Origin of the sequence: Bacillus sp. S/N-304-OC-R1, from assembly GCF_019749375.1 — a bacterium.
Lineage (GTDB): Bacteria > Bacillota > Bacilli > Bacillales > Cytobacillaceae > Cytobacillus.
Genome location: NZ_JACWFE010000001.1, coordinates 51,304 through 65,082, shown reverse-complemented (window position 1 = coordinate 65,082; position 13,779 = coordinate 51,304). Strand labels below are relative to the sequence as shown.

General features: G+C 36.0%; 14 protein-coding genes and 1 riboswitch. Of the genes, 5 read left to right on the top strand and 9 right to left on the bottom strand.

The genetic code is table 11. The annotated features are described in order from the left end of the window. Window positions 1–29 precede the first annotated feature (29 nt). On the bottom strand, window positions 30–977 hold the full coding sequence (locus H0173_RS00310) for a lysylphosphatidylglycerol synthase domain-containing protein (protein ID WP_260630954.1): 948 nt from the start codon (window positions 975–977) through the stop codon (window positions 30–32). 465 nt (window positions 978–1,442) lie between these two features. Between H0173_RS00310 and yidC the strand changes: the two genes are divergently transcribed. Beyond that, window positions 1,443–2,234: a membrane protein insertase YidC gene (gene yidC / locus H0173_RS00305; RefSeq protein WP_221843931.1), complete on the top strand. Its 792-nt coding sequence runs from the start codon at window positions 1,443–1,445 to the stop codon at window positions 2,232–2,234. Window positions 2,235–2,565: 331 nt separating this feature from the next. Here yidC and crcB (H0173_RS00300) read toward each other — a convergent pair whose 3' ends face one another. Beyond that, a complete protein-coding gene (gene crcB / locus H0173_RS00300; RefSeq protein WP_221843930.1) occupies window positions 2,566–2,928 on the bottom strand; it encodes a fluoride efflux transporter CrcB in 363 nt (120 codons plus the stop codon). Next, a complete protein-coding gene (crcB, locus tag H0173_RS00295; protein WP_221843929.1) occupies window positions 2,925–3,314 on the bottom strand; it encodes a fluoride efflux transporter CrcB in 390 nt (129 codons plus the stop codon). The genes crcB (H0173_RS00300) and crcB (H0173_RS00295) overlap by 4 nt, the downstream gene beginning before the upstream one ends. Window positions 3,315–3,489: 175 nt before the next feature. Here crcB (H0173_RS00295) and H0173_RS00290 point away from each other — a divergent pair, with 175 nt between their 5' ends. Beyond that, window positions 3,490–4,098: a YhcN/YlaJ family sporulation lipoprotein gene (locus tag H0173_RS00290; protein ID WP_221843928.1), complete on the top strand. Its 609-nt coding sequence runs from the start codon at window positions 3,490–3,492 to the stop codon at window positions 4,096–4,098. Between the two features lie 86 nt (window positions 4,099–4,184). Here the strand turns inward: H0173_RS00290 and H0173_RS00285 are convergent, their stop codons facing one another. From H0173_RS00285 to H0173_RS00270, 4 genes are all read right to left on the bottom strand, one after another. Then, complete coding sequence (locus tag H0173_RS00285; RefSeq protein ID WP_221843927.1) at window positions 4,185–4,388, bottom strand: DUF6501 family protein; 204 nt, start codon at window positions 4,386–4,388, stop codon at window positions 4,185–4,187. A gap of 43 nt (window positions 4,389–4,431) precedes the next feature. After that, window positions 4,432–4,671 carry a hypothetical protein gene (locus H0173_RS00280; RefSeq protein ID WP_221843926.1) on the bottom strand — a complete coding sequence of 80 codons (240 nt, stop codon included), beginning with the start codon at window positions 4,669–4,671 and terminating at the stop codon, window positions 4,432–4,434. Window positions 4,672–4,844: 173 nt separating this feature from the next. Further along, the gene (locus H0173_RS00275) at window positions 4,845–5,018 is read right to left on the bottom strand and encodes a hypothetical protein (protein WP_221843925.1); all 174 of its coding nucleotides are present in this window, start codon (window positions 5,016–5,018) and stop codon (window positions 4,845–4,847) included. Between the two features lie 405 nt (window positions 5,019–5,423). Next, entirely contained in the window at window positions 5,424–6,221 is a 798-nt protein-coding gene (locus H0173_RS00270; RefSeq protein WP_221843924.1) for a VOC family protein, read from the bottom strand. A gap of 193 nt (window positions 6,222–6,414) precedes the next feature. On the opposite strand from H0173_RS00270, the gene sda reads away from it, so the two are divergent. Further along, complete coding sequence (gene sda, locus H0173_RS00265) at window positions 6,415–6,546, top strand: sporulation histidine kinase inhibitor Sda (RefSeq protein ID WP_221843923.1); 132 nt, start codon at window positions 6,415–6,417, stop codon at window positions 6,544–6,546. An 88-nt stretch (window positions 6,547–6,634) separates the two neighbouring features. Here the strand turns inward: sda and odhB are convergent, their stop codons facing one another. Together odhB and H0173_RS00255 are read right to left on the bottom strand one after the other, a co-directional pair. Continuing rightward, window positions 6,635–7,891 (bottom strand): 2-oxoglutarate dehydrogenase complex dihydrolipoyllysine-residue succinyltransferase, encoded by a 1,257-nt coding sequence (gene odhB, locus H0173_RS00260; protein ID WP_221843922.1) that lies wholly within the window; start codon window positions 7,889–7,891, stop codon window positions 6,635–6,637. A gap of 1 nt (window position 7,892) precedes the next feature. Further along, on the bottom strand, window positions 7,893–10,736 hold the full coding sequence (locus tag H0173_RS00255) for a 2-oxoglutarate dehydrogenase E1 component (protein WP_221843921.1): 2,844 nt from the start codon (window positions 10,734–10,736) through the stop codon (window positions 7,893–7,895). 528 nt (window positions 10,737–11,264) lie between these two features. Next, window positions 11,265–11,378, top strand: a riboswitch (SAM riboswitch). 105 nt (window positions 11,379–11,483) lie between these two features. On the opposite strand from H0173_RS00255, the gene H0173_RS00250 reads away from it, so the two are divergent. Together H0173_RS00250 and metC are read left to right on the top strand one after the other, a co-directional pair. After that, complete coding sequence (locus H0173_RS00250) at window positions 11,484–12,596, top strand: methionine biosynthesis PLP-dependent protein (protein ID WP_221843920.1); 1,113 nt, start codon at window positions 11,484–11,486, stop codon at window positions 12,594–12,596. Further along, window positions 12,593–13,777: a cystathionine beta-lyase gene (metC, locus tag H0173_RS00245; protein ID WP_221843919.1), complete on the top strand. Its 1,185-nt coding sequence runs from the start codon at window positions 12,593–12,595 to the stop codon at window positions 13,775–13,777. Before H0173_RS00250 ends, metC begins: the two co-directional genes overlap by 4 nt. The last annotated feature ends 2 nt before the right edge of the window (window positions 13,778–13,779 follow it).

The following is a 13,779-nucleotide window of genomic DNA, read 5'->3' as shown; positions in this document are numbered from 1 at the left end:
TAAACATGAATGCTGTTTTAGCAATTTGTTTAGTTTCTTTTCGTTTTTCTTTTTCCAAGCAGCTGTAGGATAACGTATGGGGTACTAATTAGGACAGGAAAAATATAATAGCTAAGGCGGTAAAACATAATTATTAATAAGCTTAATTCTGCTGGAATTCCATGTGTCTCCATCCCTATAAGAAACACTAAATCAAAGGAACCGATTCCGCCGGGGATTAAGCTAATAATTCCTGCACATGCCGAAATAATGACGATTGGAAAAATGATTGAAAATGGAACAGTCACACCTATTAGATGAGCAATCCCCCAAATACATACTCCGACAGAAAGCCATTCAAATATTGAAACGGCTATTAATTCAGCAATAAAGCCCCGCTTTAAATTTTCCAAATTCCAAAACTTTTTTCTAAATGAAAAAAGAAAAAGTAATACAGGCGTATAGGCTGCAATCCCCCAAACGGCAAACTTCATAAATTTAATTTCGGAGTACACATGTAAATCCGATAATGCTACTAGCCAAGAAAGAATAGATAAGCCCGTTAAATAAAAAAGGGACATTTTAGCGATAATCCTTATAAATGGAACTGTTTCAGGTACGTATTGCCGATAATAATATGACCGTAAAGTCGCTCCAGCTACTCCTCCGAATCCAACAAGGTTTGAAAAGGCATTAGCAGACAAGGAACACAGTATTAAATGCCTCTTAGCCAGCTTAGTTTCGAAAATTTGTAAAAGAATGACGTCATAAAAAAACATCGGTAAGAGGGCGGCCAACCCAAGTATAAGAATTATAATCATTCTCTGAAGCGATAGCTTGTCCAAATATAAATCAATTAGGTTCCAATTAAAATCTTTAAATAATCCTTTCGCTTCATAACTAATTATTAACAAAATCAATATCGGAATAATTACTTTTGCGATTGATAATAACGTTTTACGATTGATAAAAACCAAAATACCCCACCGTTCGATCAAATAGTCAGTCCATCCTATATTCTATTACTTCCTTATATTCAGTACAATGAAAAATATTCCAACTCATAATAATTGGATTGTGTTCACAATTGCAACAAGCATAAAAATCTATTATAATTTATCCATTGCCCTAAAGTATCGAGGTGAGTACATGTTAGACTTTTTTATGGATGCATCCAATATTCCCGCAGATTATGCCATCTATGTCAGTTTTATATTAGGGCTCATGATAAAATTTTTATGGGTTTGGAATATACAATATTCTTTTCATGAATCTTTAAACGATACGAAAAGTCTTGATTCAATTACTATAATTCCACCAAAACACTTGAAAAATAACTTGCAGTGGAATCCGCTTTTACATTGGATCACGAAGTGTATCAGGAAAAAAGACGGTCTTAGCGATGATCCTGACAGTGATTGCTCCTTTCTATTGAATTAAAACAATAATAGGAGGAGAAATTTATGAAAAACAAGAAAAACTTTATTCTTTTCATGCTTATATCTGCTTTAACTTTACTTTTATCGGCGTGTTCACAAGTTGGACAAAACAATGATGGATTTTTTCACAGAATGGTTGTTGAACCATTTGCATCATTGATCCATGGAACAGCTTCTGTATTTAATGATAATTATGGTATAGCAATTATTATCATTACCCTAGGCATTAGACTATTATTAATGCCCCTCATGTTAAAACAATATAAAAATCAGCGCATTATGAAAGAAAAAATGGATGTGCTGAAACCTGAAATGGATGAAATTCAAAAGAAATTAAAAGCGACTAAAGATCAAAAAGAACAGCAAAAGCTTCAGCAGGAATTAATGGGACTTTATAAAAAGCATGGTGTGAATCCGTTAAATATGGGATGTCTTCCGATATTAATTCAAATGCCTATCCTAATGGGCTTTTATTATGCCATTAGAGGATCTGAAGAAATAGCGACTCATTCATTCTTATGGTTTAATCTTGGTCACTCAGATATATGGATTACCGCTGCAGCGGGGATTGTATACTTTTTTCAATTTAAAGTTTCACAAGCAACAATGCCAATTCAACAGCAGCAGCAAATGAAATTTATGGGACTGTTATCGCCGATTATGATTGTTATGGTTTCCTTAAATGCACCGGCTGCATTACCGTTATATTGGACAGTTGGGGGTCTTTTCTTAACAATTCAAACGATTATAGGCAAAAGACTTTACCCATCAACTAAGCAAGTAGAAAAAACAAAAGAACCAATTAATCAGAAATAATGAAAGAGGTGTCCCAAAAGTATTAGGGGCACCTCATTTTTGTTTGGTCTATGAATATGTCCCGTCGATTTCCGTTCCAGGCGCTTCGCTTTCCGCGGGGCAAACGGTGAGCCTCCTCGTCGCTATGCTCCTGCGGGGTCTCACCTGTCCGCTTTTCCCGCAGGATAATGAGTGGTCATCCTTGAAATTACACCGCACGAACAAAATGCGTATGCATTTTGGAGGAGTCTTCGCGCCTTCCACTCCAATCAACTTAGTGCAAAAAAGTGAAAATTATTTCATTAATATAATGAAAGTCAATTTTAAAGTCCTTTTGGGTCAGCCTCTTCCTTTATATTATCTTTCCTATGTAATAGCCAATAAAAGCTAGTGTTATTCCGAAAATATAAGTGGAGAGAATATAGAAAACTGCTCGTTGTTTCGCATTTGACTGCAGCAGTTTCACGGCTTCTAGATTGAAGGTTGAAAATGTGGTAAAAGCACCCATAAATCCAGTGCCAAATAATAAATGAGCATTCTCACTGCTATCTAGTCCTAGGATTAATCCTAATAAAAAAGAGCCGGTTAAATTAACAAATAGTGTTCCTAGAGGGATTGTTCCTGATTTTTTACTATTTAATAGCAGTGACAGCTTGTACCTGCAAATAGCACCAATAAATCCTCCAATACTAATAAGCAATAACTTAATAATCATAATAGTTCCTCTCGTTCCTTGTGCTTATGATTTAGTCCGCTAATATAAATAGCACCAACTCCCCCTGTTAAGCTTAAAAACACGTATAAGTATGCCAATAAATATGTACCTTGATTCAATAATTGGACAACATCAGTACTTAATGTGGAAAGAGTTGTAAAAGAGCCAATTGCCCCCGTACTTATAGCAAGCTTTAGCTGGGGACTAATTTTATTTTGTGAAGCAAATTTATTAGTAAAAATCCCAAGCAGAAAAGCACCAATAATATTTGTGATAAGTGTACCCAATGGAAATGTATGTCCCCATAAAAAAACTGAAATGGAATAAAGAAAATATCTAAGGAGACTCCCAATCAGCCCCCCTATCCCTACATAAATGTATGTCAAATTAATCTCCTGCCTTCATTTATTAATTTATTTATTTTAACTCACAAAAGAACATGTTAAAACCTAGTATAGAAAATTAAATGGAATATCTCGCACATTACGGAAAAAATCACATGGATAACGAGGCTCAATATAAGGGAACCTATTTATGAAAAATCAAAGGAGGTTTTCTTTTATGAAAATAAAAGCAATAATAGCTGGGCTTTTTACAATGTCTCTCCTTGCAGGATGTGGCGTTAATAACAAAAATTTAGAAGATACAGCAATGGGAAATAGAGATAATAACGGTTTGACAAGGGTTAATAATCCTGGAGTAAATACAAACCCTGTATATGATAACAGAAATATGAGAGGAACTGATTTAACTCCAGTAGGTGATAATAATTATCGAGATGACAATTATCGTAATGACAATATGTTAAATAACAATTCACGTAATGATTCCCATAATATGCGAGTAGCTGATCGCGCAGCAGATCGTATTACTTCTTTAAAAGAAGTGGATTCTGCATATGTGATTGTAGTTGGGAATAATGCGTATGTAGCTGCAAAATTAGCTAACAATCGAAAGGATATCTCTCGTGATATTGAAGGAAAGATTTCAGATCAAGTAAAAAAAGAGGACAAGGATATCAATGATGTTTACGTATCTGTAAATCCTGATTTTTATGATCGCATGACTGGTTATTCAAATGATATTCGAAGTGGAAAACCTGTCGGTGGATTCTTTGATGAATTTACAAATACTGTTCGTCGTGTGTTCCCGACTCATTTTAATAAATGATGAAATTAAAGGAGGATCTAACAATTGTTAGATCCTCCCTTTTTAAGAAATTCATAAAAGAAAAAGCAAGCTGCCAAGCTTTTTGCTTATGCATCTTGAAAATAATCTTTGTAATAGCCGCCGACTTTTCCTGTATTATCAACTATAAAATAAAATTCCTCTGTTTCATTTTTTACATCGTACTCTTTACCAGCAGTTAAAGCTCGGTCAACTATATATTTAGCTGCATTTGTATGAATACATTTTACTTTTTTTGATGTCTCGCGGTCATTCCAGCTTAGATGGATCAATTGCTGCCACTCCTTTTACTTGATAATGATAGTATAAATAATTTTAGTGGCTAACTGCAATATGATTCTTCTTTTTTTTGGAGTTTTGAGGATATCGATAAAACTTTTTTCGCAAGCTTTTTATTTTATTTTGTTCGAATGTATAAACTGCTGAAGTAATTACATTTTTCAACGTAATATAGCAAACATCACAAATATGATCAATCCTTATAAATTCAAGATGCTCAAACAATATATCCTCATATACCAATTCAAATAATAGATGATCTGTGAAATATTCCATATGAAAACCCTCTTTCTAAGAAGATGGCAATTGTTCTTTACCACTTTCTTAGCATGTATTAAACATTTAGAAGGAATTATATCTCGATGGATAAGTATAATAGTCGAATCGTCATGTTTGTTCTGATTAATCTGAACATATTCATTAAAAAGAAAAATGACGGATTGGATCCGTCATCCTTTAAGTGCATTGCATTGGCATGGTGGAAGATAATTAATTATTGGGATGCTGCAAAGCTGTTTTTTTACTCCTTTTTCTCTAACATGATAGGTGTAATATGGTCTTCTATTTAACTCCTCTTGTCTGTATTTCTCTAGCTTTTCTATAACATAAACTTGATCGTACATTTTCCATTCTCCTCTCGCCTTATCTTCATTTTTATTTTAATTGATTTCGATAAGGAGCTCATTGACCATGAGAATGAAGAAAAAATACACCTTTAGTATGAAAAAACTCTCAATCTTTTCAAAATAAAAAAAAGCCTGTTTTTGTAAAGTTTGCTGTTTTTAGTCATGAAAATGGAACCGTTCCTTTCCGCTACAGGCACTTGCTCTCCGTGGGGAGGAAGTCGAGCCTCCTCGCCGTTCCGTCTGCGGGGTCTCGACTTTTCCTCTATCTCCCACTGGAGTCAAGTGCCTTTCGCTCCAATCCACTCTGCGTTAGCAATGTATTAAAAAACAATCTTATAGAAAACAGCCAAATAAAAAACGTGTTGATCACCATGCCAACACGTTATTACTTATACAAATACATTATTGATATAAAGAATCAAACAAGTAGAGAGGCTGAGTAAAAAGAAGCGGTTTAAAATGAAGCATAAAAGGTCTTTCGCCACGTTGTTGTAATGTATTGAAGACGATCCCTTCTTCTTCTATTGGCTCACAGAACACCAGTTTCGTCGTTCCGCATGATATTGTTGTGTTTTTTGATGATATTGATGTGTCTATTACTGTGTCTGATAATGGAAAATCAAATATCTGCGACCATTTTCTAGCTGTTTGTTCACCATTTTTTGAGGCAATATATATAAACTCTACAAAATGGTTTTCTAGTTTAGAGTCAATCATGCCACGCTGTTTTAGGTCTATAAAACGTTCTTCATCAGGTTGATCCCACTCGATAAAAAACGGGAATGGCATTGGCGAAATTTCATTTATGAAAAGCATTTTCCATTTAATTATAGATCCGTCTTCCCTTTTTCGACTGCCGGGAAAAATAGGAAATGTATTGTAGCCTTTTTGTTCAAGCATTGTTTTCACATTCATTATATCATTCGTTCGAAAACAGATTTGTCCAATACCTTCCCCTTTATTCAAATCATGAATTAGTTGAATGATTAATGGATTATTAGAGTTTTTAGCGATTTCCTTATTTTCAACCGCTAAATATTCAATATACGATGAGCCTGTATACAATAAGCTATTATGAGTTCCCCATTTTTCATGGCTTCCCCCCATTACGGCTTGAAATTGATGATCTTGCCATTTTCCAACTGCTTCCCTAGGATTTCTCTTAATATAATGAACGATATGATCCAGTTGTAATTCCATCACGGTTCTCCTTATTGAATAGTTAATTTTATCTTACAAGCTTTAATAAATATATTCCAATTTAATCTGAAATCTTTTCAAGATGATCTAGTGCTTTTTATCTTTTTTTAATAAATTGGGTTTTCAAACAGAAAGGAAACGTTTACAATGGAATGAATAGAAAGAATATTCAATCCATTAGGAGGTAATGCAAATGAAGATTATGAGTAATGAACAATTGGTCGTCTCGTATCGTGATGCATTAAAGTCTGGATCTGAGAAGGAATGGATATGGATATTGAAAAGAGAAATCATTAAACGTGGATTAAAGCCTATTAAAAAATAAAGATTTTAGTGATTGGGGCAGGAAGCATACCTGCTCCCTTTTTAAGCATAGAAAAGCAGGATGGGATAACCCACCCTGCAGTATATAATTAAGCTTCAAATAGAAGTGATTCAGGATCTTCAATAAGTTCCTTTACTCGTTTTAAGAAAGTAACTGCTTCTTTTCCGTCAACAATTCGGTGATCATATGATAATGCAATGTACATCATTGGACGGTTTTCCATTCTTTCTGCATCAATTGCAACAGGACGAAGGTTGATTGCATGCATACCTAAAATACCAACTTGAGGACCATTTAAGATTGGTGTTGATAATAATGATCCGAAAGTTCCTCCGTTAGTTATTGTAAATGTACCGCCTTGAAGATCTTGTAGTCCAAGCTTGTTGTTTCTAGCTTTTATGGCAAGATCCATAATATCTTTCTCGATTTCAGCAAAGTTCTTACGGTCCGCATCACGTACAACAGGAACAACTAGACCTTCTTCAGTTGAAACCGCTACACCGATATCATAGAACTTCTTCAATACGATTTCATCGCCTTGAATTTCTGCATTTAAGAATGGGTTTTTCTTAAGTGCAGCAACAACAGCCTTCGTGAAGAATGACATGAAGCCTAATTTTACATCATTCTCTGCAAAGAATTTGTCTTTGCGTTGTTTACGCAGATTCATCACATTTGTCATGTCCACTTCATTAAAAGTCGTTAACATTGCAGCTGTTTGTTGAACTTCTACAAGACGATTAGCAATCGTTTGACGGCGGCGAGACATGCGAATACGTTCTACACGCTTTTCTCCATCTTGCTTAGCTTGTGCAGGTGCAGGTGCAGCTTTTGGTGCTTGCGCTGGTGCTGCACTAGCTTGAGGATTGTAAGATGAAACATCTTGAGCTCTTACTCTTCCAAGTGGATCTACAGTAGGAACTTGATTTAAGTCAATCCCTTTTTCACGAGCCATTTTTCTCGCTGCTGGAGAAGCGATTGTGCGCTGCTGCTTGTCATCTGCAGCTTGCGCAGGTGTAGCTCCCTCTGCTGGTTTCGCTGTAGGCTCCCCGGCAGGAGCTTGTTCTTGAACTGGTGCAGCAGCTTGTGCTGGTTCTGCTCCTGCTTGACCGCTTTCATCAACAACTGCGATAACTTCACCAACATTTACATTATCGCCTTCTTGCGCCTTTACTTCTGTTAATACTCCTGTAAAGTCTGAAATAATTTCAACGTTAACTTTATCTGTTTCTAATTCAACCACATAATCGCCTTTATTAACGAAATCACCTGGTTTTTTTAACCATTGAGCAATTGTTCCTTCTGTAATTGATTCAGCTAATTCAGGTACTCTAATTTCTGCCACCTTAATTTCCTCCTTCTTGCTTTCGCGTATATGCTTCTTCAATGATGCGTGCCTGTTCGTGCTTATGGATAATTGGATCCCCTTCTGATGGGCTAGAACGACGGCGTCTGCCAACATAAGTAACCTCAACACTAGAATCAGCAAGTGTTCTTAGTCTTGGCTCAACAAATGTCCAAGCACCCATGTTTTTAGGTTCTTCCTGTACCCAGAAGATTTCTTTAAGGTTTGGATAACGGTTCATAATTTCTTTAATTGCATCCATTGGGAACGGATAAATTTCTTCTACACGAATAATATGGAACCAGTCTTTATTTTCCACATTTTTTAGCTGTTCTGCAAGATCAATTGCCATTTTTCCTGAAGCTAAAATTAATCTTGTCACTTTATCAGTTTCTTGCCCAAGTTCCGGCTGTTCAAGAACAGGCTGGAATTCACCTTCACTTAAGTCTTTAGCGCTAGATGCAACTAATTGATGACGAAGTAGGCTCTTTGGCGACATAATTACGAGCGGACGAACTTCCTCACGATTTAAAATCGCTGCCTGTCTGCGTAAAATATGGAAATATTGAGCAGATGACGAAAGGTTTGCTACAGTCCAGTTATTTTCAGCTGCTAAAGTAAGGAATCTCTCCAAACGGGCACTTGAGTGCTCTGGTCCTTGACCTTCATAGCCATGAGGAAGAAGCATAACTAAACCAGATTTTTGTCCCCATTTTGCACGTCCTGCCGCAATAAATTGATCAAACATAACTTGAGCGGAGTTTGCGAAATCTCCAAATTGTGCTTCCCAAAGTACAAGTGTTTCAGGAGCAAATACATTATAGCCATATTCGAATCCAAGTACAGCCATTTCTGATAATGGACTATTGTGTACAGCAAATGATGCTTTTGCTGATGATAGTAAATGAAGTGGAGAGTATGCTTTACCTGTTTCAGTGTCATGTAAAACAATGTTACGGTGCGCAAATGTTCCACGTTCTGAGTCTTGACCCGTTAAGCGAATAGGAGTTCCGTCGCTAATAATAGATGCATATGCTAATGTTTCAGCATGGCCCCAGTCAATTTTTGCTTCTCCATCAAGAGCTTCCAACCTTCTCTTCAAGATCTTGTCTAGTTTGTTAAAGACCTTAAAGTTTTCTGGGAATAATAGAAGTTCTTCATTTATTTGTTTCAAAGTCTCAATAGGGACAGCTGTTTGAATTTTTGGAAGGCCTTTTTCAATTATTTCAGGAACATCCATATCTTCAACAGGAATTTTTTTGTTTGGAACCTTTTCATACGCTGCTTTTAACTTATTAATTACATCTTCTTCTAATTGTGAAGCAGTTTCTTTTGTTATTGTTGATTGGTTAATAAGTTTTTCAGCATATAATTCTTTGATAGTTAAATGCTTTTGAATAATTTTATACATTAATGGGTTGGTCGTCATTGGTTCATCCATTTCATTATGGCCGAAACGACGGAACCCAATCAGATCGATTAAGAAGTCTTTTTGGAATTTCTCTCTATATTCACATGCTAATCTTGCTGCTGCAAGACATGCTTCCGGATCATTAGCATTAACATGTAAGATTGGAATCTCATATCCCTTTGCTAAATCACTTGCATATCTTGTTGAGCGTGAGTCATATGATTCTGTTGTAAATCCAATCGTATTATTAGCAATAATATGAATAGATCCACCTGTGTTATATCCTTTTAGCTGACCTAGGTTTAAAGTTTCAGCTACAACACCTTGACCTGGGAATGCCGCGTCACCATGAATAATAATCGAAAGTGCAGAACGGAAGTCTTCATTAGGATATCCTTTGTTAGTCCGATCATCCTGAGCAGCACGAGTATAGCCTTCAACAACGGCTCCAACGAATTCAAGGTGACTAGGGTTATTCGCAAGAGTAAGGCGAGCAATCGTTGTATTTTCGTCTTTAATTTGCTTATCAAGTCCAAGATGGTATTTTACATCCCCTGTCCATCCATAGCTGATTCCAATGGAACCTTCAGATGGAACTAGCTCTTTATTTGGAGCATGCTGGAATTCAGCAAAAATCATTTCATATGGTTTTCCGAGAACATGTGCTAGAACATTCAAACGTCCACGGTGAGCCATTCCGATGTTAATTGTCTTTGTGCCATTTGAAACAGATTCAGAAACGATTTCATCAAGTAAAGGAACCATTGTATCAAGTCCTTCAATTGAGAATCTCTTCTGTCCAACAAATGTTCTGTGAAGGAACTTTTCAAATTCATCTACTTCAGTAAGTCTTTTTAAGATTTTAGTTTTTTCTTCAGGGTGAAGCTTTAAGTGCAGATCGCTAGATTCTACTTTTTTACGCAGCCATTCTTTTTCATTCTCATCATCAACATGATGGAATTCAAAAGCAATTGTACCCATGTACACACTCTTCAAATATTCAATAGCTTCAAGACCATTTCTTAATGGAACTTTTGCTTCAGTACAGATAAGACTTGCTGGAATAGCCTTTAAATCTTCTTCAGTTAAACCATAACGAGATAGATCAAAAAGTTTATTCTCTGGTTCCTGGTTATTTAATGGATAAATATCCGCTGCACGGTGGCCATAGAATCTGATATTATCAGCCAAACGAATAGCCGCTAATGTTTTTTCTAACTGATTAGCGGATGTATAGGCTACATTTGTTTCAGTTCCAGAGAAATCCTTACTTTCTGCAACAGGTGATCCCGTAGAATCAAAATACGCTCTCATCTCTGGATCAACTGAATCAGGATTTTCTAAGTAGTTTTCATACAACTCGATGACATAGCCAAGGTTTGGACCGAAAAATCCTTGATTTAAAGGCCGTTCACCATTCAATGGCTTTTTCATGAAAAAAAACCTCCATCACTATATTTGAAAAGTTCAATATCAATTATTTTCTCCCTAATAAATGAATAAATGAGTAAATTGAATAAATAAAATAAACGAAATGGCTTGCATAAAAAGATATTCTGTTTCTAATAAAGATTCAAAATGATTATTCTATAGTATTAGTTCGTCTATTAAAAGAATTTGGATATTTGTGCATTTATTCAATTAACAATTAAGAATAATAATATTTTTAGGGGTTAAATAATTTCCAAAGCCATTTTAACACGTTAAAGTAGGTAATTCAAAGGTTTTAAACACAGATATAGTAGAAAATATTCGCTTCTATAAAAGAAATAAAATTCTATATTAGTAAAATGTTTACCATTTATGTCTAGAAATTGTTTTTCTTATAGTATATAAGCACTAATTATCGTTCCAAAGTGATTGCTTTATGTACTGTTTTACTAGGCTACTAATATATTTTCTTGAAAGGATTGACTTTTCTGAATGTTATGAGGTAAAGTTATAAGAAAATTGAAAAATGATTTCTTATCAAGAGAGGTCGAGGGTAAGGCCCGGTGACGCCTCAGCAACCATCAATCATAATGAGATTGAAAAGGTGCTAATTCCTGCAAGTTTTAAAAACTTGAGAGATAAGAAGATGGCTATATGAACGAAAAAAAGTCTTCTTCTTAAAGAAGGCTTTTTTATTTTTCTTCATATTTAAACAAATTAACGTGTTAAAGTTAAAAAGGAGTGTTCAATATGCATAAGCTAGATACGATACTTGCACAAATTGGCAACCGCAGTGAAACGGTTACAGGAACAGTGAATCCGCCTGTTTATTTCTCGACAGCCTATCGTCATGAAGGGATTGGCCAGTCTACTGGATTTGACTATATTCGGACTGGTAATCCGACACGGGTGCTTCTTGAAAAAGCAATAGCTAAGCTTGAGGACGGAGAGCAAGGTTATGCATGCAGCTCTGGCATGGCGGCTATTCTCACTGTTCTTTCTATTTTCAAATCAGGTGATGAGCTAATTGTTTCAAAGGATCTATATGGCGGAACATATCGTCTGTTTGAGCAAGGCTATAAAAAATGGGGATTAAACTGTAAATATACTCAATCATTTTGTCCAGATGAATTAGAGAAACATATAACACCAAATACAAAAGCATTATTTATTGAAACTCCTACGAATCCTTTAATGGAGCAAACTAATATTGAAGAAGTAGCTCAATTTGCAAAAAAGCATGAACTGCTACTCATTGTTGATAACACTTTTTATACCCCTATCCTCCAGCAGCCGTTAAAGCTTGGAGCAGATATTGTTATTCATAGTGCTACGAAATATTTAGGCGGCCATAATGATGTTCTTGCGGGATTAGTTGTAGCTAAGAGCAAAGAATTATGTGAATCTTTAGCACTTTACCACAATGCGGCAGGTGCGGTACTAAGCCCATTTGATTCTTGGCTGCTCATTCGAGGAATGAAAACACTTTCCCTGCGCATGGAGCGTCATGAAAAAAATGCAAAGGAACTTGTCCGCTACTTATCAAATCATGAAGCAGTTACAGATGTTCTCTATCCTGGACGTGGCGGAATGATTTCTTTCCGAATAAAAAATGAGGAATATGTAAATCCATTTTTACAAAGTCTTTCTCTGATAACTTTTGCGGAAAGCCTCGGCGGAGTAGAAAGCTTTATTACCTACCCTGCTACCCAGACACATGCAGATATTCCAGAACAAATTCGGATTGAAACGGGTGTTTGTAATCGATTATTACGCTTTTCTGTTGGGATTGAAAATACAGAAGATCTAATTCATGATTTGGAACATGCTTTCGCAGGTGTCTTAAAGGAGGTTTCAATATGAGTAATCAATATAGCTATTCATTTGAAACAAAGCTTTTGCATAATAGTCATAAATACGATCCTGTTACAGGTGCTGTTAGTGTGCCGATCAATCACGCCTCTACCTTTCATCAGACAGACTTTGATTCTTTCGGAAAATACGATTATGGCAGAAGTCTGAACCCTACACGTGAGGCACTTGAAACAGTCATTGCTGATTTAGAAGAAGGAACACATGGCTTTGCATTTGCTTCTGGAATGGCGGCAATTTCCACCTCTTTTCTTCTATTATCTCAAGGTGATCATGTTGTCATCACGGAGGATGTGTATGGAGGAACTTTCCGTTTCGTTACACAAGTGCTGAATCGCTTAGGTATTGAACATACTTTTGTCGATATGACGGATTTAGATGCAGTTCAGAAAGCAATTAAGCCTAATACAAGAGTGTTTTATGTAGAAACTCCTTCAAACCCGTTATTAAAAATTACTGATATTAAAGCGATATCGGAAATCGCCAAAAAGCACGGTGCCTTAACATTCGTTGATAACACGTTTTTAACCCCTGCTTTGCAAAAGCCCCTTACATTAGGTGCTGATGTTGTTTTACATAGTGCAACGAAATTTTTATCAGGTCATAGCGATGTCGTTGCTGGTCTTGCTGTTGTTAATGATGAGGAGCTGGCTAAAAAACTTGGATTCTTACAAAATTCGTTTGGAGCCGTTTTAGGTGTCCAGGATGCATGGCTCGTTCTAAGAGGGATTAAAACACTAAAGGTCAGGTTAGAACAGTCAATGAATGCTACGCGGAAAATCGCCTCTTTTTTAAAAGAACACCCAGCTATACAGAAAGTTCATTATCCAGGCTTTGAAGACCATCCACAGTATGATATTCAATTAAAACAAGCAAAAGGCCATGGAGCAGTTCTTTCATTCGAACTTGCGGACGAACTGGCCGTTAAGGATTTTGTTTCGAAGGTTCAAATTCCAGTATTTGCTGTTAGCCTCGGTGCAGTAGAGTCAATTCTTTCATATCCTGCAAAAATGTCACATGCAGCCATGTCAGAATCAGAACGTGAACAAAGAGGCATTCAGAGCGGACTCCTCAGGCTTTCTGTTGGACTGGAAAATCCTGAAGATATTATTAATGATTTTTCACAAGCTTTAGCTCAACATGCTACACAATTAGAAAAGGAGTACCGTTAAGG